At 46.7% G+C, this 26,534-nt stretch carries 20 protein-coding genes and 2 pseudogenes; 20 read left to right on the top strand and 2 right to left on the bottom strand.

The window, feature by feature from the left end; genetic code table 11:
* Positions 1-663 precede the first annotated feature (663 nt).
* The 5 genes and pseudogenes from JCM12539_RS06395 to JCM12539_RS06370 form a co-directional block, all read left to right on the top strand.
* Positions 664-2,253, top strand: a pseudogene (locus tag JCM12539_RS06395) (Ig-like domain-containing protein); the annotation flags it as partial.
* A gap of 317 nt (positions 2,254-2,570) precedes the next feature.
* Positions 2,571-4,907, top strand: a complete 2,337-nt coding sequence (locus JCM12539_RS14005) for an Ig-like domain-containing protein (protein WP_162204058.1) — start codon at positions 2,571-2,573, stop codon at positions 4,905-4,907.
* A 644-nt stretch (positions 4,908-5,551) separates the two neighbouring features.
* Positions 5,552-6,646: a hypothetical protein gene (locus JCM12539_RS06380; RefSeq protein ID WP_156302097.1), complete on the top strand. Its 1,095-nt coding sequence runs from the start codon at positions 5,552-5,554 to the stop codon at positions 6,644-6,646.
* Between the two features lie 278 nt (positions 6,647-6,924).
* Positions 6,925-7,590: a hypothetical protein gene (locus JCM12539_RS06375; protein WP_156302096.1), complete on the top strand. Its 666-nt coding sequence runs from the start codon at positions 6,925-6,927 to the stop codon at positions 7,588-7,590.
* Between the two features lie 213 nt (positions 7,591-7,803).
* Positions 7,804-9,075, top strand: coding sequence for a mucin-binding protein (locus JCM12539_RS06370; protein WP_054650120.1), 1,272 nt, complete (start codon positions 7,804-7,806; stop codon positions 9,073-9,075).
* Between the two features lie 132 nt (positions 9,076-9,207).
* Here JCM12539_RS06370 and JCM12539_RS06365 read toward each other — a convergent pair whose 3' ends face one another.
* Positions 9,208-9,720, bottom strand: coding sequence for a recombinase family protein (locus JCM12539_RS06365; protein ID WP_082405371.1), 513 nt, complete (start codon positions 9,718-9,720; stop codon positions 9,208-9,210).
* 201 nt (positions 9,721-9,921) lie between these two features.
* Here JCM12539_RS06365 and JCM12539_RS15140 point away from each other — a divergent pair.
* From JCM12539_RS15140 to JCM12539_RS14650, 15 genes and pseudogenes are all read left to right on the top strand, one after another.
* Positions 9,922-10,005: pseudogene (locus JCM12539_RS15140) on the top strand (KxYKxGKxW signal peptide domain-containing protein); the annotation flags it as partial.
* 9 nt (positions 10,006-10,014) lie between these two features.
* A complete protein-coding gene (locus JCM12539_RS12670; RefSeq protein ID WP_263849758.1) occupies positions 10,015-10,536 on the top strand; it encodes a hypothetical protein in 522 nt (173 codons plus the stop codon).
* Positions 10,537-10,564: 28 nt separating this feature from the next.
* Positions 10,565-11,872 carry a hypothetical protein gene (locus JCM12539_RS06360; protein ID WP_054650118.1) on the top strand — a complete coding sequence of 436 codons (1,308 nt, stop codon included), beginning with the start codon at positions 10,565-10,567 and terminating at the stop codon, positions 11,870-11,872.
* Positions 11,873-11,894: 22 nt separating this feature from the next.
* Positions 11,895-12,398: a mucin-binding protein gene (locus tag JCM12539_RS06355; protein ID WP_054650116.1), complete on the top strand. Its 504-nt coding sequence runs from the start codon at positions 11,895-11,897 to the stop codon at positions 12,396-12,398.
* Positions 12,325-17,865, top strand: coding sequence for a beta strand repeat-containing protein (locus tag JCM12539_RS06350; RefSeq protein ID WP_439645125.1), 5,541 nt, complete (start codon positions 12,325-12,327; stop codon positions 17,863-17,865). Before JCM12539_RS06355 ends, JCM12539_RS06350 begins: the two co-directional genes overlap by 74 nt.
* 20 nt (positions 17,866-17,885) lie before the next feature.
* The gene (locus JCM12539_RS06345; RefSeq protein WP_054650112.1) at positions 17,886-18,953 is read left to right on the top strand and encodes an LPXTG cell wall anchor domain-containing protein; all 1,068 of its coding nucleotides are present in this window, start codon (positions 17,886-17,888) and stop codon (positions 18,951-18,953) included.
* Positions 18,954-19,182: 229 nt separating this feature from the next.
* A complete protein-coding gene (locus JCM12539_RS06340) occupies positions 19,183-20,175 on the top strand; it encodes a glycosyltransferase (RefSeq protein WP_054650110.1) in 993 nt (330 codons plus the stop codon).
* A 5-nt stretch (positions 20,176-20,180) separates the two neighbouring features.
* Positions 20,181-21,173, top strand: a complete 993-nt coding sequence (locus tag JCM12539_RS06335; RefSeq protein WP_054650108.1) for a glycosyltransferase family 2 protein — start codon at positions 20,181-20,183, stop codon at positions 21,171-21,173.
* A 44-nt stretch (positions 21,174-21,217) separates the two neighbouring features.
* Positions 21,218-21,910 carry an AP2 domain-containing protein gene (locus tag JCM12539_RS06330; protein WP_054650106.1) on the top strand — a complete coding sequence of 231 codons (693 nt, stop codon included), beginning with the start codon at positions 21,218-21,220 and terminating at the stop codon, positions 21,908-21,910.
* A gap of 253 nt (positions 21,911-22,163) precedes the next feature.
* The gene (locus JCM12539_RS13155) at positions 22,164-22,493 is read left to right on the top strand and encodes a hypothetical protein (protein WP_156302095.1); all 330 of its coding nucleotides are present in this window, start codon (positions 22,164-22,166) and stop codon (positions 22,491-22,493) included.
* Between the two features lie 187 nt (positions 22,494-22,680).
* A complete protein-coding gene (locus JCM12539_RS06320) occupies positions 22,681-23,169 on the top strand; it encodes a hypothetical protein (RefSeq protein ID WP_156302094.1) in 489 nt (162 codons plus the stop codon).
* Positions 23,170-23,496: 327 nt separating this feature from the next.
* Complete coding sequence (locus tag JCM12539_RS06315) at positions 23,497-23,778, top strand: hypothetical protein (protein ID WP_054650100.1); 282 nt, start codon at positions 23,497-23,499, stop codon at positions 23,776-23,778.
* A 720-nt stretch (positions 23,779-24,498) separates the two neighbouring features.
* Positions 24,499-24,666, top strand: a complete 168-nt coding sequence (locus JCM12539_RS14660) for a hypothetical protein (protein ID WP_162204056.1) — start codon at positions 24,499-24,501, stop codon at positions 24,664-24,666.
* A complete protein-coding gene (locus JCM12539_RS14655) occupies positions 24,663-25,058 on the top strand; it encodes an enolase C-terminal domain-like protein (protein ID WP_054650095.1) in 396 nt (131 codons plus the stop codon). Before JCM12539_RS14660 ends, JCM12539_RS14655 begins: the two co-directional genes overlap by 4 nt.
* 11 nt (positions 25,059-25,069) lie before the next feature.
* The gene (locus JCM12539_RS14650; RefSeq protein ID WP_082405370.1) at positions 25,070-25,588 is read left to right on the top strand and encodes an enolase C-terminal domain-like protein; all 519 of its coding nucleotides are present in this window, start codon (positions 25,070-25,072) and stop codon (positions 25,586-25,588) included.
* A 152-nt stretch (positions 25,589-25,740) separates the two neighbouring features.
* Here the strand turns inward: JCM12539_RS14650 and JCM12539_RS06295 are convergent, their stop codons facing one another.
* The gene (locus JCM12539_RS06295) at positions 25,741-26,370 is read right to left on the bottom strand and encodes a histidine phosphatase family protein (RefSeq protein WP_054650091.1); all 630 of its coding nucleotides are present in this window, start codon (positions 26,368-26,370) and stop codon (positions 25,741-25,743) included.
* Between the last annotated feature and the right edge of the window lie 164 nt (positions 26,371-26,534).

Here is a 26,534-nt window from a genome sequence, read left to right as displayed (position 1 = left end):
TGAGATGTTAAGTCAGTGTGGCAAACAAGGGTCGCTATCGACAATCAGCGATTAGTGACCAATAAGAGTACAGGCTACAGCGATAAATTGACTGTTACGTTATTCTACGGTTGAATTTTCTTCTAAAATCAAGACCATTTTTGCAGGGAGAGATGACAATCTATACTCCACACCAGCCATTAAGCTGAATTAGCGCATTCAGTTCTCAACTAATTTGAGAGCTTTTTTTTCGGGCAAAGCTACTAAAGTGAACTGGGTCAAGTGGCATGTGAGTATTGTTCATTTATTGACAGTGTAGATTGAACAACTTTACGCTAATGTTTTATGTGTCTATTGAGTAATGGTAAGTGCCACGAGAGGGAGACTGTTAGTATTAATTAGATAATCGTAGCATAAATAAAAGCGTAAGTACTTGCCTTATGACTTGGACGCATGTCGGTTAATATTGACCGATTTGATGGGCAATAGCAAATTTCTTTATGTTTTTAAAAAGGGATTTCAATAACTATCTCATAATCGTGGTTACACTGCTGAATATGTATCTATATAGTTATTGAAATCCCTGTCATTTAATCCAACACTTAATAATTTTTTTGTTGCGTTATTGATTTGGCCAGGTTATGCTTTAAATAAGCCAAACGACAAAAGCAATAACGTTTGCTAATGACGCATGGTGGAGTAATTATATTTATGGGTTGTGTTACTGGTGAAGGCCATAACCTTCAAACGATGCAGATGTTACTTGATTCACAATACTATAAGATGGGTACGAATACCCACAAGGAGGAAATCGATATGCATAATCAACACTTAGATGTTACACGAACGAATTTCAAGATGTTCAAGGCCGGGCGCCGCTGGGTTTTCGCATGTGCAGTATTCTTTTCAGTACTTGGTGCATCGGCATTCGCATCATCCGAAACTGTTAGCGCCGACACTGTAGATACTCCTGCAGCTGCAGTTGTTACCAATAGCGGTAACGAAGCAACTAGCAGCGCTGCAAGTGACCAATCAACTGAAACTACTGCTACTTCATCAGCCGCACCGACCACTGAAACAGCATCTTCCGCAACGAGTGATGCTAGTTCAGCTCCAGCAAAGACGGCTGAAGCTGCCACGGTGGAGGCCACGGACACAACAAGTTCTTCTTCTGCCAGCGACTTGAAAGCGCTTAACGGTGATGCTGCTGCAACTCCTGCTACATCTGCAGCATCAGAAACATCAAGTGCAGCGTCAACGACCGACGCACCTGCTGACACGGCAACCGAGACTACAACCGCTTCAGCAACCACAGAAAATTCAGATGTACAAAACTCAGAAAAGAGTAGTGACGTTGTTGCTGAAACTGCTGTAGTTGAATCAGCAGCTACTAGTGAAACTACGAAGGTAGACGCTGTGGCCGCTCCAGCTCCTGCCGCAGATGAGGCTGTTATGGCCCCACTTGCAGTGGCTGCTGATCCTGAAGGTGGTATTGGTGGTTCATTCTTTGCCAATGGTACTATCACCGCTAGCGGATCCGGAGTAAATGGCCTTAAGAAGAACGCTGACGGGACGTATACCGGTGTTATTACCTTGGACTACAGTGGTTCAACGATTGGGCTTGATGCCACGACGTCTAAATATGTAATTAAGGTGCCTGCAGAATTATCACCTTTAATTCTTCAAGCAGATAAGAGTGATATCACCGGTACGTTTACGGGTGGAATTCTTGGAACACCACACGAATACACCGCCAGTGATTTCACCATTACACAGGATACTGACGGTTCAGCCATCATTACTTTCAGCAACCCGGCAATGCTCACCGTTGCCTACGCTCCCGTTGATATCACTGTCAACTTAAACGTCGGCGATATGGTTAACAAGTCTGGTATGGTCATTGACCCTTCAGACTCCAACTACTCCTTCGATGGGGCTGTGGTTCTGCCAACTTCAATTATTGACTGGGACGTATTCTCAAACTGGGCATCAACTACCGCATTGCAGACTAACCACCTGATGCCTGCTGAGGTGTCTCAAGGCATTCAAAAACCGTACGTGGTTCAACCGGTTGAAGACAACGATACTGTTGTGAGTGGTACCGGTGTCCCTGGAGCTTCTGTGAAGGTTTACAACGAAGACCGGATGACAACACTGGGTATCGGCACGGTTAACTCTAACGGCTACTACAGTGTAACGATTCCACTGCAAAAGCAAGGAACGGTACTCAACGTTACTCAGACGACGGCCGAAGATGGTGAAAGTGACGCAACTACAGTTACGGTTCGCCACGCACCAGTTGAACTGCAGCAACCAACTATCAGTCCGCTATATTCTGGTGAGACTACGGTTTCAGGGGCTGCTAACAATGCTCCAGGAACTCAGATTACGATTACTGATCAGAGTCAAAATGCTCTAGGCTATGGTTACACCGACGCAACGGACTCTACAGCATCAATATTAATCGTGCACTACGCGCCGGTGAGATTATCAGTGCTGTTGCCTCGAATGGTACGGATAAGAGTGCTCCAGCCGAAAGAGGAGTTCTGGAAACAACAGAAGTTTCCATTGCCGCTCCACATATCAATGATGTGTACGCCGATCAAACAATTGTTACTGGTACCGGCCAAACTGCTGGTGACACGATTACCATCGAAAATTCTGCTCGCCAGGTCATCGGTACTGGTACGGTTAATAGCGATCGCACTTGGAATGTCGGAGTTAACACTATCCTCGAAGAAGGCGACATCATTTACGCCATCGAAAGCGATAACAAGGGCAACGCTAGCCCGGATACAGCCGCGGCTGTTAAAGCTCAGCAAACCGTTACGATTCTCGCTCCAACCGTAACAACGCCAGTTTACAACACCGCAGAGACTGTTCATGGTCAAGGGCACACAGCCAACAACACCATCCGGATCACGGACAACCAAGGTAACGTGATCGGTACTGGGTTGGTTGGTAGTAACCTCAACTACGTGGTCGCATTAACTCGGGCACTGAACACTGGCGAAATCATCTCCGTTGTGGAAACTGACGGTAAGAACACCAGCTCAGCAACCAATGTGACCGTGACTACGCAGACGGCAACTGAAATTCATGCACCAGCGATTGATCGTCCAGTGTACACTACTGATACGACGCTCAAAGGGACAGGGTCAACTGCCGGGAATACAATTGAAATCACGGATTCAAATGATAACGTTGTTGGAACTGGAACCGTTAACACGGACAAGACCTTTACGGTTGAGCTTAATCGCCCACTAATTGAAAATGAATACCTCCTTGTAACTGAAGGTAACGGTACCGTCACAAGTAATCCTGCAGTGGCAGTAGTTACTAAGGAAACAGTGACAACCATTCATGCACCAGCCCTAGATCGCCCAGTGTACACTACTGACACTACAGTTACTGGTACCGGGTCAACTGCCGGCAACACGGTAACAATTGTTGATCAGAATGGCGATACGCTTGGTACGGCCACGGTTGGTAATGATCTTAAATTCACCGTGCCACTGAATAGAGCATTAGTAGAAGGTGATGACCTGCTGGCTACTGAAACAAACGGCACAGTTACAAGTAACCCATCAGTGGCGGTTGTTGAAAAACCAGCGGTTACGGAGATTCATGCACCTGCATTAGATCGCCCAGTGTACACTACTGATACGACAGTAACGGGTAAAGGTTCAACTGCTGGTAACACAATCAGCCTTACTGACCAGAACGGAGCCTCCCTTGGTACCGCCACGGTTAACGATGACCTCACCTTTACAGTTGAATTGACTCGCGCACTGAAGGAAGGCGACGATATTCTTGCTACTGAAAGTAACGGTACTGTTACTAGTAACCCATCAGTAGCAGTGGTTGAAACTCAAGTGACTACTGAGCTTCATGCGCCAGCCTTAGATCGTCCAGTATACGCAAACGCCACAACTGTTACGGGTAAAGGCACGACTGCTGGCAACACGATTAACATTACCGATCAAGATGGTAAGACTGTAGGTACAGCGAAAGTGAATAATGATTTGACTTTCAGCGTACCGCTCAATCGTCAATTGAAGGAAGGCGATGATCTTCTCGCTACTGAAACTGACGGAAATAAGACTAGCAATCCATCTGTTGCAGTTGTACAGGCTGTACCGTCAATCAAGGCACCAACCATCAATGACCTAACCGAAGGAGATACGACGGTTACAGGTACTGGCTCCACACCAGGCAACACTATCATTGTTATCGATAATGCTGGTAACACCATTGGAACTGGCAAAGTTGACGATAATGGCAAGTACAATGTAGCGGTTGACCAACCACTGGTTGGAGGGGATACTATCGCTGTTGAAGAGTCAAATGGTACGCTAACTAGCGCACCAGCAAGTAAGACAGTTAAGGATAAGGAAACGACACCCACTGAGCTTGCCAAACCGACTATTGATCTTACCAGTGTTACTGATGGATCTTCTACCGTAACAGGAACAGTAACAGGAACTGGAGTTGCTGGCAATACCGTCACTGTTAAGAACTCTAGTGGTACAACACTAGGTACAGGAATCGTTGACGACGGCGGTAGCTATAGTGTTCTATTGAATACAAAGCTTAAACCAGGCGACAAAATCTCAGTTACTCAAAGTAAGGGGACTACCGAAAGCCCGGCAGCGAATGCAACTGTACCAACCGCAACAGAAACCACTCTACCTAAGCCTACCAGTGATGGGGTAAGAGGTGGAGCTACACAAATTATTGTTAATGCAGGTCAAAACTCGGAAGGTGGTTATAATGTAGGTAATTTAATCCGAGTTACGAATGGTGACGGGGTTGTAATAGCCGAAGAAGAAATTCCCGCTGATGGTGTTGTTACTATTGATTTACCTGATCAGGCAGTCAAGGTACTGCATACGCGATTGCGGAAACAAATGCAGATAGGACCGTAAGTTCGCCTTCGTCTATTGTTGTAGTTTCTTAATCGTTATACCTGAATAAAATAGAGAGGCACTCCGCACTGAAGAGCTCAGTACGGAGTGCTTTTTTTGAATTATTATACATTTTTCTAAGTGTACTTAGAAAACCGAAATTCCGTCGTACTTTTTACCCGTACTCAGGAGTAATTTCTAAAACGTCGAATTATTTTAAATTGTTGGTGGCGCTTCTTTACGACCAATAGTAAGGCCAATAGAGGTTAATTAAAAGATTTTTTAACTGTCATGTTTTTCTTGATTTTTGGAAAAAGTGGACAGTCAAAAGTTTACGGATAATCCAGTATTCAGCTCCGATTCGGCGTATTATATAGTTATAATTGTCTCATTTTGTGTATTTATACAATTTGTGACTCAAGTGAGGGGGGCGAGGACGTTTATGTACTACGATTTTATGTTGAACTCTGGGGATAGTGCGTGCCTAAGTATCTTGATGCTGCTTGCCAAGGAACCATCGCACAAGGCCAAACGTGAAAGCATTAGTGAGAAATTGGGACTTACTAACTATCACCTTAATAAATACCTTGTGATTATGAATGAGGATTTGGCTACGGTTTCTGAAAACGAACCAAGTTTCATTGATGAAACTACGAAGGGAACCTTTGTCGGCCATAACATTACAACTTTTATTAATCAAAAAAATCTATCTATTGTACTTACGGCGATCAAATTTATTTCCTGCCTATGAATTTCGGGCGTTCTATGATCAACAGGACATTAAGATTAGTGTTTATGCACGTGAACATTTCCAAACAGAGTCTACGTTCTACAAAAACGACCGCAAGCTAAAGAAGGAATTAGATGACCATGACTATTACTTGATTGCAGGTGTTAATCAGGATCCTGAGTTTATTTCTCGATTACGGCTTTTTCAGTTTTACTACACAACATTTACTGGTATTGAGAAACCTTTGCCGCAACTAAACCTGATAAGTGATGAGTTGTGTGCTCGACTGGAAGGGCTTTTCCCCGGTGAACTTAACCCGACTCAAGTCGTCAAGTTAGAAACATTGCTCAAGGTTTGGATTCTTCGTCAGCAAAACCACCGATTTATTCAATCTGAATTGCTAGACGATAATTTGAGAGACAGAACTTATCAAACGGTGTACGAAACGTTACAAGACGGTCTAAAAGATCGGCTTCATATAGATACGGCAGAAGCTGATTATATCTTTAGTTTCCTGTTAACCCAAGGCTTCTTAGGATTAAATGATGTTCAGTATGTTGAGCATAACTTTCCGACGGCCACTACTATTTCTAAGAAGTTTGTAGAGATGGTACTCGCAAAAGAGGTTCTAACAGAAAGAACAGATATCCACAGTACTGACTTATACAACCAACTACTTTCAGTAAACCTTCAATTCACAACCTTTTATGTTGAGCCAACGACATTTATTAGTCCGGAACAGGTAACTTTTTTCCGGGATCTTTACCCTACGTTTGACCTAATCATTCGTGATTTCTTGGGGGCGTTGAAACATATGATTTCATTCGATCTAAGTGAACGAATGATTGTTAATTTGTACTTCTCGTACATGTTTTGTTTGATCAACAGTATTCCAACGACGAGTATGAAAGATCGTGTTTTCATTTGCGTTGATTTTTCTGAGGGCCAACTATATACAAACTATGTGATTAAATCATTGAAAGCATTTAATCATGCCCATATCGTGATTCAAAAAAAACATAACGGATGATACTGATATCTACATTTCAGATTTTCATTCCATGGAAGTTAGTGCACCACAGGTTATCTGGTTGGATCCACCAACATCGCAAGACTGGTCTGAACTTGCCGACTTAATTTTGGAGATTAAGCATAGGCGCCTGGGTCAATTGTTCCCAAATTATAAGTGGCAAAATGGATAGTATTAACTATTCGGAAAGAAGGCGTTTCGTATGAATTCACCAAGCAAACCTACAAATCAACGTTCATCAGCTGCTTTTTATGGTGTGGGAACAGCATTGGGAGTGATTGTTGCCACTACTATGTTTTTTTTCAAATAATTTTAGCTTTTCTACTGTTATTGCCAGCACCACAATCCAAAATGACAATGAAAATCAAAATAGCTCCGATCAATTTGATACCTCAAAAATTGAGTTAGGCACAGGGGATTATGCTTTTCAATCCACAGATGATAGTGTGGTCCAAATTAATGGTAACAGTTCTAATAGTTCTTTTGTTACGAATGTTAAAAACGTGAATGGTAGCGTTATATACAGTGAATCCAGTCAGTTCATTTCTATTTATAATACCGGCGAAGATTTAAGTGGTGCAACATACACTATTACCAACACTAGTAATAGCGCTGTAATTACTAGTGGACGCTTTACACAAGTTAATGTTGGTGGTAACTCGTACTATGCATTGTGCTTGCCAAGCTCAGTTATTCAGGCTGGATTTGATGCTGCACAAACTAGTCAAGGCAAGCTACACATCAATATTACTAATGGCTCCACAAAGACATCGTATCTAACAACTCTTAATATTAAAACCATGTCTAGTACTGCGTCTATCCAATTACCAACAGTGGCGGATACGGAAGATGATCAAAAGGCAAGTACCCATTTTAAAGATCAGACGGGAACAATTATTGATGCCAATAATCAAAAAAATTGGGAGCGTGTTCTTAGGCAGTAGTGATATTACTGTTGCTCAGGATGGAACTGATCCAAAAGAGTACACTTATTCCCTTAGCAACTCTGGAGTAGAAAAAGTTAATACGGCTCTTAATACGATTAATCAGAAGGCACTGACTTCTGGTGGTTTGTACTATACTGCTGACACATCTGACACAGGAAGATTAGTCTTACACCAGCTGCACCGGCCAAAGCGACTCTGGCTATTAAATATGTGGATGACCAGGGCAAAACTGTTAAGACAGATACAGTAAGCGGAAATATTGGTGATAAGGGAAGCTACGCTGCCAAAGCACCTACTGGTTATGCCTTAGCTGATGGTCAGAGTCAGGCTAGCTCCTACACACTAGCCAACTCAACTAATCAGTTGACTATCAAACTCAAGAAAGTTGTGCAGCCTCAGGCTACGTCGTTAACAATTAACTATACTAATACTAATGGTGTCTTGGTTAAAACCGATACAGTAAAAGGCAACGTTGGCGAACAAGGCACCTATACTACCAGTACTCCAAATGGATATGATTTGGCAAAAGGACAGAATAAAACTGTTCCATACACTTTATCGAGCTCAAATAAGCCAATTAATATACAAGTTAACCAGACATCGAATAAAAAGCCAGTAACGCAGAAAATTGATTACGTTGATGAAAATGGAAAAACTATAAAAACAGATACTATCAATGGACTGACAGGTGATTCTGGATCATACAACCTTGTTGTACCATCAGGATACAGGTTAGTTAACAATAACCAAACTCACATTGCGTACACTCTTACTACAAGCGGAACTCCATTATCGGTTGCAATAGAATCAATTACAACGAAATCGTCCGTAGTTAACAACAACCGTGATCATTTGACCACTGCATTCCCAATTATCCCGAGCCACGGTGCTGCTAATTCACAAAAGCAACTTACGGAGTCAAACACGACCATGCGTTCAAAGGGACATCTGTCAACAGCCACGATTATGTATGTTGATGGCGCGACGGGTAGGACTTTAGGTACAGAAATTTTAACCGGTAAAATTGGAGAACGAATAATTTTCGATACCTACAAACAAATAGTTAGTCTTCAACGCGAGGGTTACTATATTGTCCGTGATGACACTATGCGTTTCACTGCAGCCTACTTTACCAATGTACCAATAACTTACCAAGTAGTGCTAGAGCAACAGAGATTGACGAAAGATGATGCTGGTGTGGGACAAACACCACGAACGTCTGACACCACCAGAAAGCATACTAAGCAGTCTGAACCGATTACTAATGCAAGCAGTCATCATAACCATGACGGACACAAACGACGGACTAACCGTACGAAGAAGCAAGATCACAATGAACCAGTCATATTTGACAAGGAAATTGACGCTATCCTCGCATCATCTGGTCGAGGTGGCGGGAATGATGAACCGGACATATCAGAATTGGGTAAATTCTTTATCAGCCTTTCCGGAACCATCAATTTTGGCATCCGAAATAATTAGAACCATTCAGCGACATGGACTTGTTGGCTGAATGGTTCTTTTGCTATGCTTCTAGTTCGTGTTTAACCCGGTAAACTAACGTATTACTACAACCAGTCGCATGCATAATATCCGTAAGACGTTCATGGTTGGTCACCATTTGTTGAATTTGAAGGTATTTATGCCTGCGTTCTGGATCCTCGCTGTCAGCCGTGTAGAGTTTCTGACCACCGTGGAAGGCACCCCGCTTTTTTTTGCCAGTTCAATTCCTTGTCGCTGACGTTCTTTGATCTGAGCGCGTTCTTCAGCAGCAAAATACGTCTTCAAAGACACGATTATATCCTCTAGTAGATGACGAGTATTAATGTTTGACACCTCCTCAAACCGTGGCATGTCCAGAACCACTAATTTGGCTCGCTTTACAGATATTCTAAGCATTAGTTGTGACAGCTGCTCAGTGTCGCGACTAAGGCGGTCTAGGCTGATTACAACTAGTTCATCGCCTTCTTTGAGATGCGCCATTGCCGCCGCTAGTTTTGGGCGATCCTGTTCAACACCCGAAACCTTTTCCATAAAAATACAGTCTACCTCTGCATCATGTAGCCTAACCAATTGACGTTCAAGATTTTGATCTCTACTACTAACTCGCGCGTACCCGTACCTCATTATGTAACCTCCTAAATATATATTATTCAGGCTACATCATTTCGGTTTTCTAAGTACACTTAGAAAACTTGTATAATTACATTTCTGCAATCGACTTTTAATGCTTGGTAGTGCTCCTAAATTCAACAGGGTTTTTAGGAGGAGAAGATATGTCAAAACAGGTTATACATGCTCATGACAAATTAGTCGGAGACATGGTCGATCGAAAAAAAACATTTCAAGCTTTACAAATCCGGAAAGCAATGGCTGATCGCCGGGGCTGTTGTAGCAAGTCTTACGGGGCTGGGATTCACCTTGAGCGATGGTAATGTCGTTAAAGCCGACACAGTTGATGATTCCGGGGCCGCTGTACAAACCAGCGATGATACGACATCTTCTGCAAGTCTGCAGAAGAAAAATGTAGTACTTAGTCAAAGCAATAGTGCAGCAGATGACACGCAAACAGCCACTACTAACAAGGGTAGTGCTGCACCGTCAAGTGCCAGTTCGTCAAAAACCGACTCGCAAGCAACGAGTCCACAAACACAGTCCAGTGCTGCCTCTAATGCACCGCAGTCTGCACCGGTAGATACAACTAACGCTAAGCCTGTTGCAAGCAGCGCAGCTCAATCAAGTGTTGCCTCTGCATCAGATACAGTTAAGTCTGCAACAACATCTGATGATAATGATAGTGCTCAGCCGATGGCTAACGCAACGCAACCGAATAATACTGACTCTGATGTCCTCAGTAGTCAAAATAATGCAATAACAAAAAAACACAGAAACTCACGAAAATGTCGATTCGGCAAAATCATCTACTTCATTAGCTTCAGCTGATATTCAAGATTTAACTAAAGCTATCGGATTGACTGATGCTAAAGCGACACTTGATGGCAATCAAATCACTCTCACTGACTATAGTGGTGACGATCTTTCAAGTACCGATAAAGCTTTAGTTACGTCATATGCCAATTCTAATGGTTTGCAGGCCAGTTATGCACGGGTTGATGCTAAGGCCGTAAAACCTGGGCTTCCAGAATCCACAGGAGGCGTTACCTACACTGATCTTGGGGTTGATGCTGATGGTAATTACGTTTTTGAAGAACAAGCAGATGATCCTACCGATCTAACAGAATTAACTAATTGGTTTTCTGTTAGATCAAAAGTAGGCCAAGAAAATGGGCAAGTAACCAGTGATTTGAGTCAGGCCCAGGTCGGCGTCTTTTTCAGTCACGTTCAATACAATGGTGCAAATAGTACACTTATGAAAGTGTATCCCGATTCCAAAATTGTCGTATTAATGATGAAGGGTGAAGCATTTACCCGTTTTTACTTGGGCTCAAAAATGGTTGTTCAGGCCAACAACAACACATTTGAGAAGAATGACGACGGAACTCTAAAAATAGCCAGTAACGGGGAATACATTCCAGTTGATTCAGCTTCATTAAAGCCATTGACAACAATAGCCGCGGATGCGGTAAAAGCGGGCGGAAGTGCAGTTTACGGATATGAACTAACACCCGAGGAGACAACCGCAATTATTCGAGCTTTGGCCTTTGCAGCGGATAATGGTTTAAATAATCAGGTTCAAGGATCAGATGGCGCTGCACCTGGGAATTCTGCTGGCCTGTATGCCTCTACTAATGGATTTACTGATGACTTAACCTCAAATCAAACCACAGCAACCTATAAAACACTTGATGCTCCAATTAATTCTACCGGCGTAGACTTCGCTGCTAGTGCTAAGGTTCAGATTCAGCGTGTTGATGCTGATGGGAACCCCACTGATAAAGATGGAAACACCGTGGCTGCTGACGATCCGGCATCAATAGTTTTCACAACTGACGTTTCAGTTGAAGGTGGTAAATTGAACAACACCGGGCTGAATGAACTAAGCGCTACAGCAGCTGACTTTCAAGATGATAGTCAAGATGATTTAGCAGAAAAGGATATTAACGTCAGTGATGCTTTGACTACAGCACTTAAAGGTGACGGTACAACTACGTATAAATTAGTTGATACTCAAGCAACTCCTGTTGATGACACCAATCAAAAAGAAGGGTTTTACGATGTTAATGATGATGGAACAGCTAAAATTGCTCTGGACTATAAAACAGCCAAGTCATTGACCAAAACGCCCACCTTGACTTACACGATTACAAAAAAACATTGAAACGCCAGTAGCTGATTCTTATATGGTTAACTACGTTGATGAGGATGAAGACAATCGAAAAATTATTCAGGTCAAAGTGATGGTTGATCCAGGTAATCCCCACGCAGTGTATGGAACAACTACCGGCAATGTTGTTAATGATGATGGATCACTTGCACCCGAGATGGGTGTTTCAAGTGCACTTTTTAAAAACTACAACTTCGATTCAAGCAAGATGAGTGAGACCTATCCGGATGGTACTGTCGAACAGGGGGAATCCGATGGACGGTTTGAATTGATCAGAAACACTGAAGCGGGTGCCACATACACAATTCAGTTAACTCACAAGATTACACCAGGCGAAGCAAATGCAACTCAGACCATTAATTATGTTTATGCTGATGGATCACCGGCCTCAAAATCGACCACAACTAGTGTACCGTTTACTATTCAAACGGACGAAGTATTAAAGGCTGCCGGGCAAGATACTTATACCAAAAAAAGATGGTACAGTCCTGCAGCAAGTCACTTATACAAACACGAATAATCAGGAAGAATTTGATGCGGTTACCGCACCTACTATCGAAAACGCAACGCCGGATAAACCAAACATTCCAGCTATTAGCACAACTGACGACAATGGTATTCCTACAGATAACACCGAAACCATCACGTATACACCTAATAATCGAACTCCAGTAACTAACCCTAGCGATACTGATCTCAAGAAGATGGTTACTGAAACGGTCAACTACGTAGATGCTAGTGGCGCCACGATTAGTTCCATTAAGGATATTGATAATGTAACCTTCTACCGTACAGCAACAGCCAAAGAAGATGGAAGCAACGATTGGAATTATACTGATTGGACAACTCAACCTAGTGGTGTTTCACAATCAGATGCTGATAAGGAAGGTGTCATTGAAGCGCTGAACCCTGGCTATTTAGCAAGTCCAGAAGGATTCACTTCTAAGTACCTCCGCACTGATGTTGATGGCACACAAAAAGGCACAACCAATACCGACGTTACGTTGGAAGGTACTGATAACAATACTGAAGTTGTACGGACAATTCAGCAAACACCAGTTACCTACACACCAACGAACAACCCGAACAACCTGGAATTAACGCACAAGGTCACTGAAACTGATACTTACGGTGATCCTGTTGGTACCACCTCAACAAAGACCGTCGCAAGTTTCTATCGGACAGCAACGCTTAAGTCTAACGATGCTGATCCATCTAAGGATGATAGTTATGACTACACAGCTTGGACAACTAACGAAAACGGTGTCGCAACGACAGGTGACACATCGGTAACTGTTGGTTCGGCTGAGGATAAGACCCCTACTGGCTACACAGTTAAGGCCACAACCCAGGTTGATGATGCAGCAGCAACCAATGACAATGCTGACGTCACGGTTACTGAAGCAAACGACACGATCAAGCGAAACTTCAACTACGATAAGATGACTGGAACAGTCAACGTTCACTACGTCTACCAGGGTGCAACTGGCGTTAAGTTACAAAAGGATGATATGATCACTGGCGACTACGGTTACGATTATGTACCAGACCTAGACAATGATATAGATAACTTTACGAAGTATGGTGACGGTACGACTGCAGTTACTGATTTGGATGGTAACGAATTAGATGATGCCGATGGCGCACTTAACACGTCGAAGCTACACTTTGTGGGTATTGATGACAACTACGGTTACATGGTCAATGGTATTGCCGATGATACTGGTGTTGACGCCGAATTCGGCACAACCGGACAAGACGTTTGGTTGATCTTTGATGCTGAACCAAAGGCTGGCGAATCAGCTTACGATGTTTGGCATAAGACTCACCAAGGAACTGAAGTCGACTTCTTACAATCATTGAAGGGTAAAGATGGTAAGAGCCCAGTCGTTAATGCGGTTAAATATACGAACGCAGACGGCACGACCGGGACGCAACTGACCATTCGTCAATATAGTGATGACGGCACGAAGTCAACTGATCAAGTGGTTGATATTCCTGATGGTAAGACGCCGACGCTACAAGAACAAACGGATAAAGACGGTAAGGTTACTGGTTACATCATTATGCTTGATGGCAAGCCCGTTGGTGAGGTTAAGAACGGGACTGATGGCATCAACGGTATCAATGGTACTAATGGCGATACGATTCAAACCCGCAAGTATACTGACAACGATGGTAACGAACACACCCTCATCGTCACAATTAGCGGCACGGATGGTTCAATCCACACGCAGATTATTGACGACGGTAAGGATGGTACTAACGGAACCAACGGCGATACAATCCAAACGCGGAAGTATACCGATAACAATGGTAATGAACACACTGCCATTGTGACAATTAGTGGTAAAGATGGTTCAATTCACACCCAGATTGTCGATGACGGGAAAGACGGTACCAACGGAACTAACGGCGATACGATCCAAACGCGGAAGTACACCGACAATGATGGCAACAAGCACACGCTCATCGTCACAATTAGTGGTGCTGATGGTTCAATCCATACCCAGATTGTTGATGATGGTAAAGACGGTGTCACGCCAGTTATTACACCGACAGATAAACTCGATGGTGACGGTAACGTCATTGGTACTACGATTACGATCACAACGCCAGGCTCTGGTAAGGATCCAGAAACATTTGACGTCCTGAATGGTCAAGATGGTAAGACCCCAACCGTTAAGGACAACGGCGATGGCACCTTCACCTTTTATATTGACGGCAAGCCTGTAGGCACGGTGAAGAATGGTGTTGACGGTAAGACCCCAACCATTACGCCGTTGAACGGTACTGATGGTAAAGTTCTTGGCTACACGCTGACAATTGACGGCCAGACTCCGGTTACCGTATTGAACGGTAAGGACGGTATCAACGGAACCAATGGGACTAACGGAACGAATGGTACCAACGGCACAACGCCTATTATTACCACAACACCAACGTTGGACGGTGACGGTAAGGTCATCGGCACAACACTGACTATCACAACGCCAGGCTCCGAGAAGGATCCACAAGTGGTTAATGTTACTAATGGTACTGACGGTGTCGATGGTAAGACACCAAAGGTCACTGACAACGGTAATGGTACCTACACCTTCACAATTGACGGCACACCAGTTGCCACGGTTAAGGATGGTAAAGACGGCATTAACGGCACTAATGGCTCTGTTGTCACGACCGAAACAGTCAAGGATCCTAGTGGTAAAGTCATTGGTTACACGCTACTCATTGACGGTAAGGATTCCGGCACAGTGCTCAACGGCGCCGATGGTAAAAATGGCACTGACGGTAAGAATGGTATCGACGGCGTTTCACCAGTCATCACACCAGAAAAAGACGACGACGGCAACGTTATCGGCTACATGATTACCATGAACGGCGTTGAAACCGGTGAAATTAAGAATGGTAAGGATGGCGTCGATGGTAAGACACCTGAAATCACACCTACTACTGACGGTGACGGCAATGTTACTGGCTACACCATCACAATCGATGGTAAGCCAGGTGTCACCATTAAGAATGGCGTTGATGGTAAGGATGGCATTACGCCGGTCATTACCACTGCGCCAACGACCGATGGTGATGGCAACGTTACTGGCACTAAGATCACAATTACCACACCAGGTTCCAATAAGGATCCACAAGTCATCAACGTCACTAACGGTGTTGATGGTAAAACGCCAGAAGTTACTGACAACGGCGATGGTACCTTTACCCTGACGATTGATGGCAAGCCAGTTGCCACTGTCAAAAATGGTAAGGACGGTAAAGATGGTGTTGACGGTAAGACGCCAACCATCACGCCGCTAACTGGCACTGATGGGACGATTCTTGGTTACACCATGACGATTGACGGTCAAACTCCTGTTACTGTGATGAACGGTAAGGATGGGACCGACGGCAAGGATGGTAAAAACGGCGCAACACCAGTTATAACTCCAGAAACTGACGGTGACGGTCACGTGACGGGCTACACAATCACGCTGAACGGTGTGGACATGGGTGAAGTCAAGAACGGGACGAATGGTGCCGATGGTAAGGACGGCTCAGTCATCACTACCGAGGAAGCCAAGGATCCTAGTGGTAACGTTATTGGTTACACGCTGTTAATTGATGGCAAGCCTTCCGGGACAGTCTACAACGGCTTGAACGGGAAAGACGGTGTCGATGGTAAGGATGGCGTTGACGGTGTTTCGCCAGTCATTACGCCTGAAACTGACGCCGATGGACACGTTACTGGTTACGTCATTACCCTGAACGGTGTAAAGACCGGTGAAATTAAGAACGGTGTTGATGGTGCCGACGGTAAAACGCCTGAAGTTACCCCAACCACTGATGGCAACGGCAATATCACTGGTTACACCATCAGTATTGATGGCAAGATACTGGGAACCGTTAAGAACGGTACCGATGGTAAGGACGGTGTTGATGGTAAAGATGGTGTAACACCAATTATCACAACGACACCTGAGGTTGATGGTGAAGGCAATGTAATTGGTACTACCCTAGTTATCACGACTCCAGGTTCTAGCCAAGCACCACAGGTCATCAATGTGGCTAATGGTAAGGACGGCAAAGATGGTGTCGATGGTAAAACACCTGAAGTCACTGATAACGGTGATGGCACCTACACCCTAACCATTGATGGTAAGCCAGTTGCCACTGTCAAAGATGGTAAGGACGGTAAAGATGGTGTTGACGGTAAAACGCCAACCATTACCCCAATTACTGATACTGACGGTACGGTGCTCGGCTACACGTTGACAATTGACGGCCAGAACCCTATCACCGTGATGAACGGTAAGGACGGCAAAGACGGTAAGGACGGTGCTACACCAGTCATTACGCCTGAAACTGACGGCAACGGGAACACGACTGGCTACACGATCACACTGAATGGTGTGGACATGGGCGAGGTCAAGAACGGTACCGATGGTAAGGACGGTTCAACCGTCACTACTACTGAAGTTAAAGATCCTAGTGGCAAGGTCATCGGTTACACCATCCTTATTGATGGTAAGCCTTCCGGTACGGTGCTGAATGGGATCGACGGCAAGGACGGTAAAGATGGCGTGGACGGCACCTCACCAGCTATTACACCAGTCACGGACGGTAACGGTAACGTTACTGGTTACGCTATTACAATTGATGGCAAACCAGCCGGTGAAATTAAGAACGGTACCGATGGTAAGACACCTGAATTCACGCCAATCACTGATGAAAATGGCAAGACTACGGGTTACACCATCACCATTGATGGTAAGACAGTCGGTACTGTGCACAACGGTAAAGACGGCGTGGACGGCAAGACGCCGATTATCTCCACTACGCCAGATGTTGATTCTGATGGTAAAACCATTGGCACCATCATCACTATCACGACACCAGGCTCTGAAGACCCAACACAGGTCATCACGGTGCACAACGGTAAAGATGGGAACGATGGTAAGACGCCAGAAGTCACTGATAATGGTGATGGCACCATCACGATTCATATCGATGGTCAAACTGATAAGACCATTCGGGTCAAAGGTGACAAAGGCGATAAGGCGACAATGGTCAAGACGCCAAAATTACTGATCATTACACTGACGAGGACGGCAACACGGTACTTGTCTTCGCTGATGGCACTGAAGTTAAGGTTGCCAAGGGTGATAAAGGTGACAAGGGTGACGACGGTAAAGATGCCACAATCACCGACCATTATACCGATGAGGATGGCAACACGGTCATCGTCTTCAGCGATGGTTCCAAGGTCAAGGTTGCTAAAGGCAATGATGGCAAGGACGGCGCTGATGGTAAGGATGCTAAGGTTACCGATCATTACACTGACCAAGACGGCAACACGGTACTCGTCTTCGGTGACGGCACCAAGGTTACGGTTGCTAAGGGTGATAAAGGCGATAAAGGTGACAAGGGTGACGACGGCAAGGACGCTGAAATCGTTTCTGAAACTAAGAACGGTGATGGCAGTATTGTCCTAGTCTTCGGTGACGGCAAGACCTTGACGATCCCAGCCGGTTCCAACGGCTCGGATGGTAGCAACGGTTCTGACGGTGCCTCTGGTAATACACCTGACATCAATATCAACAACAACAATAACAATAACAACAATAATTCGAACAACGGTGGCAACATCAACATCAATACTGATGGCGATGATGGCAACAAGGGTTCTGATGGTGCATCGGGTGATACTAACACGACTACGACCGGAGGCTCAAAGACCACCAACACTACTGACAACGGTGGTGGTTCGGATAAAGGTACTGGCACGACGATCACTAATGAAGGCGGTGACGGTGGTAATGCCACGAACGGCAATAACACTCAAACCAACAATAATGGTGGTGGCAGCAATGGTACCGACGGTAGTAACGGTGCCGATGGCAACAACGGTACTGATGGTGACAACAATGGGGCGCCAGACACTGACAACAACGGCGGCGTAGATGGCGGCAACAATAACACGACCGACAATGGTGGCAATGGCGGTGACCACACCACTACTACAACTGACAACGGCGGTAACGGCGGTGATCACACAACTACCACAACCGATAACGGCGGCAACGGTGGCGATCACACCACTACTACAACCGACAATGGTGGTAACGGTGGTGATCACACAACTACGACGACCGACAACGGCGGTAACGGTGGTAGCAAGACTGGTACCGATGGTGGTTCGCCACGTGGCACGCTGCCAAACACCGGGAACTTTGGTGGTAACGGCGGTAACAACAACGGTACTGACGGTGCAACGACGGTCGGTCTGGCCTACAACGGTAACAACAATGGTAATGGCGGTAACACCACTACGACCAGCACCATGACCTCTGCCGGACGCGTGGTTGCCTCTGGAGCTATGACTGGCAACGCAGTTGCGGCCCGGACACTGCCACAAACCGGTGATGATTCGGACAATGAATTTGTTGTTCTGGGTCTTGGATTAACCGCAGCGGCTGCTTCCATGCTTACGCCTTTGCTAGTCGCAAACGTCGTGAAGACGACGATGGCGAGGGTCTGTACTAGAAATAGGGTTACTTTCCACCCGATGAATGTTTTCTGACAGAGATCCCCCCTCAATCGAAAATATATGATGTACCAGACAGCTCGCTACAGACTTCGCGGTAAGAACTAGGCAGACTGCACAGCTGAATCAATGGCTGTGCAGTTTGTCGTACATAGGGACTTTGATCCCACATATAGCTTCACTAATTCATAGTCCGGAACTTAATTCCGGACACATACATATAGCTCGTTGAGGGCTAAACAATCACTACTTTGGAGGAGAGCACATGAACAAACGCATTAGCATCATCTTACCCGTGAACAACGTTGAGGAGAGCGACCTGAGTATCCCCATCTCGTCGATCAACAACCAGATTGGCATTGATTTTCATGATGTCGAGTTGCTACTAATTGATAATGGCCCCTATAAATTGGAACATCCAGAATTCTTTGACCTATTCCGCAACGTTGACCTGCGTTACCTGATTACGGATCAGGTAATGGAGAGTAATAGTGCCATCCAGTTCGGCATTGACGCGGCCCAGGGCGATTACGTGACCATTCTGGAACCAAATAATCAGTTGCACCAAGCCCCAACACTACAAGGCTACTTCACGATGAGTGATGCCCACCCGGATGCAGATTCGATCAATGGGATTGTTACCACTCAGTACTTTGATAAGCAGCGGGTGGCCCACTATCAAGTTGGCCGGATGGTCCAGAGTATCGCTGGTCGCTGGATCAAGCGCAGTTTCTTGCAAGACAATCAGATCCGGTTCAAGGACGACTTTGGGCCCTACGCCGAAGAATACGTGAGTCGGTTGGTGAACAAGCTCTCGAACGACGCTGTCGATTTAGACGACTACGGGGTCATGAAGTTTATGAGCCGGGCATTGCCAAATAATAATGCGCTACAGGCGCCAATTAACGTGACCTGGATGAAGATGATGTCACTGTACTTCCAGCAATTACAGAATGCCGACCAAGTGGCCTACATGAACGAATTCGCGAAGTTCACTATCCGCTTTTACACGCAGCTGAAATCGGTACCGGTTGCCGACCGGTCGAGTCTCCAAAGCATCATGAAGACGATTGTTGGTACCAACGCACTAGCCTGGGCGCCTACCCTGGCCTACGTGAAGCAGGTGCGGGCCAAGGATCAATCACCCGCCGCGCCATGGAATGCCGAAGCGCAGCAGTTTGATAACTATCTGAATGGCCTGAGTCAACATTTGAATGCATATGGCCTACAGATGAACATTAACCAAGAGAGGAGCTGATTCCCATGCAGAAGCAAGTTTCCATCATCGTGCCGTTTCATGGCGAGACCGAAGCCCAACTAGGGATTTGCTTGTCGTCCATTAACAATCAGATTGGTATCGATTTTAAACAGGTCGAGGTTATCTTGATTGGCGATGGTGGCCTAAAGGTTGATGATCAAGATCCCTTTCCCTACCTCGCTAATTTAGATATCAAAATTTACGAGTACGACGTCGTTAAAGGCCCTGGTTTTGCCCGCTCGATGGGCATGTTTATGGCTACCGGCAAGTACTTTATGTTTGTGGACGCCGATGATCAGCTACATTACGTGGGCGCGTTACTGGACTTCTTTAATGCCATTAAACATGGAGACCATCAGGTAATTATTGGCCGTTATATTAACCAAATACGCAATGATCAGGGTGATTTTAAGTACTACACCCACGGCTATAACGATTGGAATGTGGCCTACGCCAAATGGTTTAATCGCGATTACCTAGATTCAATCAAGCTGTCATGGAGTGAACGTCTGCAAGTACACGAAGACACTTACTTTGTCAGCACGGCCTGTGAATTGGCAACAGATATTGCGACCTTCAATCCCATTGTCTACACCCACTTGTGGAACGAGCATTCTATCACTCACGAGGATGACGGTCAAAAAGTTCACCGCCAACTAGATCAATGGGTATTCGCAAAACGTCTGTATCTCGCAAGATTGCGAAGTACCGGCCAGAGAACCTTACGGCCGATTACTTGGACTACATGGCCGACATTTACCTGCGGTATCAAGCATCCCCACCGCTCGACGCTCAAGCCTTCCGGAAGGAACACAACCAGCTATTCTTTGAATTTGCCGATCAGTGGGAACAAATCAAAGATAATATGCCAGATGCCGTCAATGCACGGATTCAGGGCAATATCCGCTATCGTTCCTTCACCACCAAGGGCTTGGGTAAATTTATCGAGTCACAAGATGCTGTACTACAAGAACATGCCGCCCAGGTACGATAGGTAGTTTCCTAGAGGGCAGCATATCCTGAAGAAAGGAGGTGCCCGGTCATGAGCAGTAAGGATGGTAATTTAGAAACAGCACTACGTCCATCGATGCTTGCTGATCTCACTGACCAACAGTTTGGAGAGTTAACAGTCAAGCAACGTTTGGGATTGGACGATGGGGGCATTCAGATATGGTTATGTCAGTGTTCGTGTGGGCAAACGGTCATCATTACGCAAACGCACCTACTTAGTGGCAAAACAAAGCACTGTGCTTCAGCCGTGCACCATAAGCGTCTGATTAACCTAACGGGACGACGATTTGGCCGCCTAACGGTGCTCCGCCAGGCCCCACAGACATCATCTAGTGGGAATGCACGCTGGCTCTGCAAGTGTGATTGTGGTAATTATACCGAAGTTGATAGTTACAACTTGCGCCATGGCGTTACCAAGAGCTGCGGATGTTTGCGGATCGAGAACTCACGAAAATTGACGCAGCATAATGACGGATTTAGGAAACACATGGGTAATGTACAAGCATTGAAGAATGATGAAGGAATTTATATCAGCTCGGTAAATCTATCGAAACGTAACCACACAGGCGTCATTGGGGTCTCTTATGACAAAAGCAGTGACCGCTGGGTGGCTCGGCTGAGGTTTCACAGCCGGTACGTTTTAAACAAGACCTGCAAGACATTCGAAGAGGCCGCAGAGTTGCGCCACGCTGCTGAACGACAGTATTTGGGGAAAAGTAATTAATGGGTTTGTCGGAATTAGGCAAGTATGTAGGACGATCTTTGGAGGAACAGCTATGGTTAAAGCGATCGATATGACCGGCCGTAAATTTGGCCGACTAACGGTACTGCGTCGGGGTGGATTAGCCGTTAACGGGAATGCAATGTGGGTTTGCCAATGTGAATGCGGCAACGTTTGTACAGTCAATAGTTACAACTTACGGCGTGGCGTAACTAAAAGTTGTGGGTGCTTGGCCCGTGAATTATCACGGAAGCGATTGATTAAACAAAAGCAAGAATGGCAAGCCAACCACCAGAACTTTATGCACGACGCAGCATCTTACCACCAGATTCGTGCGAACAACCAGACTGGTGTGGTGGGTGTTTCTAGAATGACCGACTCCAATCTCTGGTGTGCGCGACTCATGGTGCACGGCAAGTTGGTGTTGAATCGAGTCTTTTATCACTTCACGGACGCTGTAGAGGCTCGCATGGCGGCCGAGCGCGAGTACCTGCCGGCCAAGGCTTGGCAGTTTGTAGTCTTTGAGCACACACCACGACAGCAAACACGTCACGTTGTCATCAACGATGGCTATGGCGTGCAGTAATAGTTAAGTAATGGATTGGGTAGCGGGTTGGTATTACTACGAAAAGTTGATGATGGTGTCTAACGCCATCAAGCAGGAGTGAACGCTTATGAGCGAGCAAGACCACACAGCGTTGGAAACTGTGAGGAAAGATTTGGGGAACTGGCGAACTTTTCGCCGCATGATCAGGCTACCTGGGCGGGTTCCAGTGGGTTTGATTTACGTCGTGACCGTGATTTTGGGTGCATTGTTATTGGGTAAACTGCTCCTATTGAATCACACGATGGAAGTCGCGGTGTTACAGGTGTTGTTATTAGTTGGCGTAGCGTTAGTTGATCAACCGGTAATGCTGGGGATGTGGTTGTACGCCGTGTTGGCGTTCATCTGTTTATTAATTGTGTCGGTTACCCTCTACTGGTGGCGGCACCGCCAGATTGCCCGTCTGTATCGGGATTGGGTTGACGGCACCAATACCGTCGATGTCGTGTACTTGGAACCATTAGTAGGTGATTTAGTGTTGGTTTACACAGCCAAAACCGTTCCCACAGCGGTGTTACCAGTCGCATTAGCCCGTGAGGCGGATGAGATTAATACTTCACGGTTGGCGTTTCGGCTTAACTGGCAGCGAACGTTGCAATCAATCTCAGCCAGGCAATTTATTAGCGTGATGATATTTTGGCACGTGTCATTAGCGTGACTCGGCCCTTTGGCGCGGTCGCACCAGTTGATGTGACCACGAGTAACGTACAACATTACGTTGGTTTGATGAACGTCGCGGGTGGTCAAGTCACTTTGGCTGTGGGGATTCAATGGCATAATCGCACCGTCTTTTTTTTAAGGCGCATCGGCACGTAAAAATGGCACGGTTAGTGGTCAAAGCGGCAGAGGGCCGGACTAACGTGTAGGGGGACTAGTGGTCGAATTAACAGGGTACTGAGATAAGTTAACATACCGGACAGTTGGGGACTGAACGGTATTCGGTGGGGAGGCTACAGTTCGGCGTACTGTAGAAAAAAAGTGGGGGATGTTGATTGCAATGTTGGGGATGAAGCGGCAGCTGGAGTTTAATCAAGTGCGGGTACGCGCACAGTTCCGCCAGTGGTCAGCAAGATTGATGCGGTTGGGTATCAGTGAACAAGCGGTTAGCCAGTGGTCGGATGCCTGGATGGAGGCCTTCAGGGTGGCCGCGGCGATTACCAACCGTCAATTAGACGCGGGACGTGTTACGGGTCGACAAGATAACACACGGCAGTTGCTACGGACAACCCTGAGCTTTGACGAATTCTCTGTGTATTTTTTTATTTAACGTCGACCGTATTCGGCACTATCTAATTCAAACGCAGCGAAGTATCGATACTTTACCGGCGTATTTATTACGGCAGTTGGTTGGTAGGGTGCCAATATCTGAAAGCCAGTTGGTCAACTTTGGCAACGGCCCCATTATCGCAATTGACTGGGCTGCTGGTGATTCACAGTTACTCATGGTGAGTGGGTTTCAGACGATGGCGGACTGCATGGATCAAAGCGAAATGCCGTTGTATTGCCTTAGCTTTAGCGAGGTGCTTGCCAGTGGTGCGTTACAAACCGAATATGAAAAGTGTATGTACCTATTTTTGGGCCAGGCCGCGTTGTGCAACGTAGTAACGACGTCGATATGGTCGAGCGGGTGTTAACCGGAACGTACGCGGCGGATGTGCTGAAAAATTTGGGGGCATAGCGGGAGTCTCCGGCAGGTAAAGGTACGGAATAGACGGTTTTAGCAATGGATGAGTTTCATCCCCAAAATAAAGCGGGCTATCAATAAGCACATACTTGCAAGTGCTCGTTGATAGCCCGCTTTAGACGCAAAAAAAATGGCACCACTAAGTCAAACTTTTTGGTGTGGCTGAGTAAGCGAGTTCGGTTACAACACCGGCCCGGCTGACAATTAAACCTGACGCTGTTAACAACAAAACTTCCTCACCCCCGTTCACTTTGCCCGCGCGGAATGTTACATTGGGGTAAACGACGTGAAGGGGCTTACATTATGGGTAACAAAATTGCAAGTATTACGGTGGATTCGCAGCGGTTACCGCTGGCGGAGCCGTTTACCACGGCGCAGCACACCGTAACGCAGCTGGAAGCAATGGTCGTACGCATTCAGTTGGATAACGGGCTGACCGGTATTGGCGCGTCGAGTCCGAACGCATCGTGACGGGCGACACGATGGGCACCATGCAGTCGGCGGTTCGTGAGGGGATCACGCCGACGATTATTGGTGCGGACATCGATGACTGGGAGGCCCTGCTAGCGTTGGTACAAAGCAGCATCCGCAACAACTCGGCGGCCAAGGCGGCGGTGGAAATTGCTTTGTACCACCTCCGTTCCCAGCAGTTCGACACCTCGCTCGTCCAGCTGCTGGGCGGCTCTGGGGTGACCATTCAGACTGACTACACGATTGGTATCGCGGACACGGAGCACATGGTGGCCAAGGCCCGCACGTTGGCGGACAAGGGCTTTGCGGCGTTCAAAATCAAAGTTGGGGGCGCCGACCTCGACACGGACCTTGAACGGGTGCGGGCAATCGCCAACGCTGTCGGCGCTTAACGCCGCTTCGCCTGGACGCCAACCAGGGTTGGACGCCCAAGCAGGCCATCCACGCCATTAACCGTTTTGCGGACCTGGATCTAAACATTCAGTTTGTGGAGCAACCCGTGCGTGCTGATGATTTGGACGGTTTGGCCCACGTTACGGCCAATGTTGGCCTACCGGTGATGGCGGATGAGGCGGTGCACACTTACCGTGATGCTTTGCGGTTGGTTAACATGCACGCGTGCGACCTCATCAACATTAAACTGATGAAGACAGGTGGCTTATCGCAGGCAACCAAGATTGCAGAGTTGTGCGCGGGCTACGGAATTGACTGTATGGTCGGCTGTATGATTGAGGCGCCGATCAGCTTGGCGGCCGCCGTCGCCTTTGCCTCCGCGCACGCCAACGTGCAGTACGTCGACCTGGACGCGGCGTACATGATTGCGCCCGACGCGACGTGCAGACGCCGGGTTACGCGGTGGACGGCAGTTACCTCACGCCCATCACGGTCGACGATTAGCGTTCGGGCGGTGGGTGCAAAGTAAGCCGGGGGAACGCCGTCACGTGGGTGTACGTGACGATGTTACCCGGTAAATGGCGATTCCCGGCCTACGAAAATGGACCAGCAGAAACCCCTGAGTACGGGATTTTCTCTGGTCCATTTTGCGTTGGTAGAGTTGCCGCTACTTTGCGCTGGTTAGTATGTTTGGGCGTCGAAGCGGTTGTAATACCAGAGGTAGTAGCGCATGGTTTCCTCGCTGAAGGAAATCTTGGTGACACTGGTGTTGTCCGGTTCGGGGATGCTCATGGGTTCGGTGCTCTTGGTGGCGACGAGCGTGGCGGCTTTGATGGTAAACCCGTGGGACACCACGATGATGTTGTCGGTCGGATGGCTAGCGGCCATGTCGTGCATGAAGTCGTTGACGCGGGCGTTGACGTGGGCAAACGTCTCCCCGTCGTGGGCGAGCTGCGCATAGTCGGGGAGCACGTCGTGGAGGAGGGGATCGAAGACGGAGGGGTGCTCAGCCTCAAGCTGGGCGTTAGGTTGGCCGTCCCAGGAGCCGTAAGAAATTTCCAGCAGGCGCTTGTCGGTGGTGAGCGGTAGGCGCGCCGTGTCGTTGAGAATTAGCGCCGTCTCGCGGGTACGGTCGAGGGGACTGATAATGATCTGGTCGGCAAAGCTGATATCGAATTGTCGGTGCAGGTGTTCTGCTTGGGCCTCACCGACGCTGTTTAGGTGGGTCATATCGTCGTTAATGGTACCTTGTTTAAGGCCGAGCGCATTGGCGACGGTTTGTCCGTGGCGGACGAAGTAAAAGGTGGTCATGAGGTCCTCGTTTCTGAACTGTACGTTATTTGTTGGGCATATTATCGCATACCGCGTTGATGGTTGTCAGCTACGGATTAATATTTTGGGAGTTGGCGGTTCTGGCCGGTGCGGGTGCCGTGGGGTACTGCGACTTTGTGGACCGCTCCACGGTGACCGCTGTG

The sequence above is a fragment of the Lacticaseibacillus pantheris DSM 15945 = JCM 12539 = NBRC 106106 genome, assembly GCF_001311175.1.
Taxonomy (GTDB): domain Bacteria; phylum Bacillota; class Bacilli; order Lactobacillales; family Lactobacillaceae; genus Lacticaseibacillus; species Lacticaseibacillus pantheris.
This window is presented reverse-complemented; position numbering and strand designations above follow the sequence as displayed.

Excerpts from the sequence above, each read along its gene's own strand:
- JCM12539_RS06295 (WP_054650091.1), bottom strand. The coding sequence starts at position 26,370 with ATGACCACCTTTTACTTCGTCCGCCACGGACAAACCGTCGCCAATGCG.
- JCM12539_RS06315 (WP_054650100.1), top strand. The coding sequence starts at position 23,497 with ATGTTGATTGCAATGTTGGGGATGAAGCGGCAGCTGGAGTTTAATCAA.
- JCM12539_RS06365 (WP_082405371.1), bottom strand. The coding sequence starts at position 9,720 with ATGAGGTACGGGTACGCGCGAGTTAGTAGTAGAGATCAAAATCTTGAA.
- JCM12539_RS06335 (WP_054650108.1), top strand. The coding sequence starts at position 20,181 with ATGCAGAAGCAAGTTTCCATCATCGTGCCGTTTCATGGCGAGACCGAA.
- JCM12539_RS14660 (WP_162204056.1), top strand. The coding sequence starts at position 24,499 with ATGGGTAACAAAATTGCAAGTATTACGGTGGATTCGCAGCGGTTACCG.
- JCM12539_RS06355 (WP_054650116.1), top strand. The coding sequence starts at position 11,895 with ATGGTTAACTACGTTGATGAGGATGAAGACAATCGAAAAATTATTCAG.
- JCM12539_RS06330 (WP_054650106.1), top strand. The coding sequence starts at position 21,218 with ATGAGCAGTAAGGATGGTAATTTAGAAACAGCACTACGTCCATCGATG.
- JCM12539_RS06340 (WP_054650110.1), top strand. The coding sequence starts at position 19,183 with ATGAACAAACGCATTAGCATCATCTTACCCGTGAACAACGTTGAGGAG.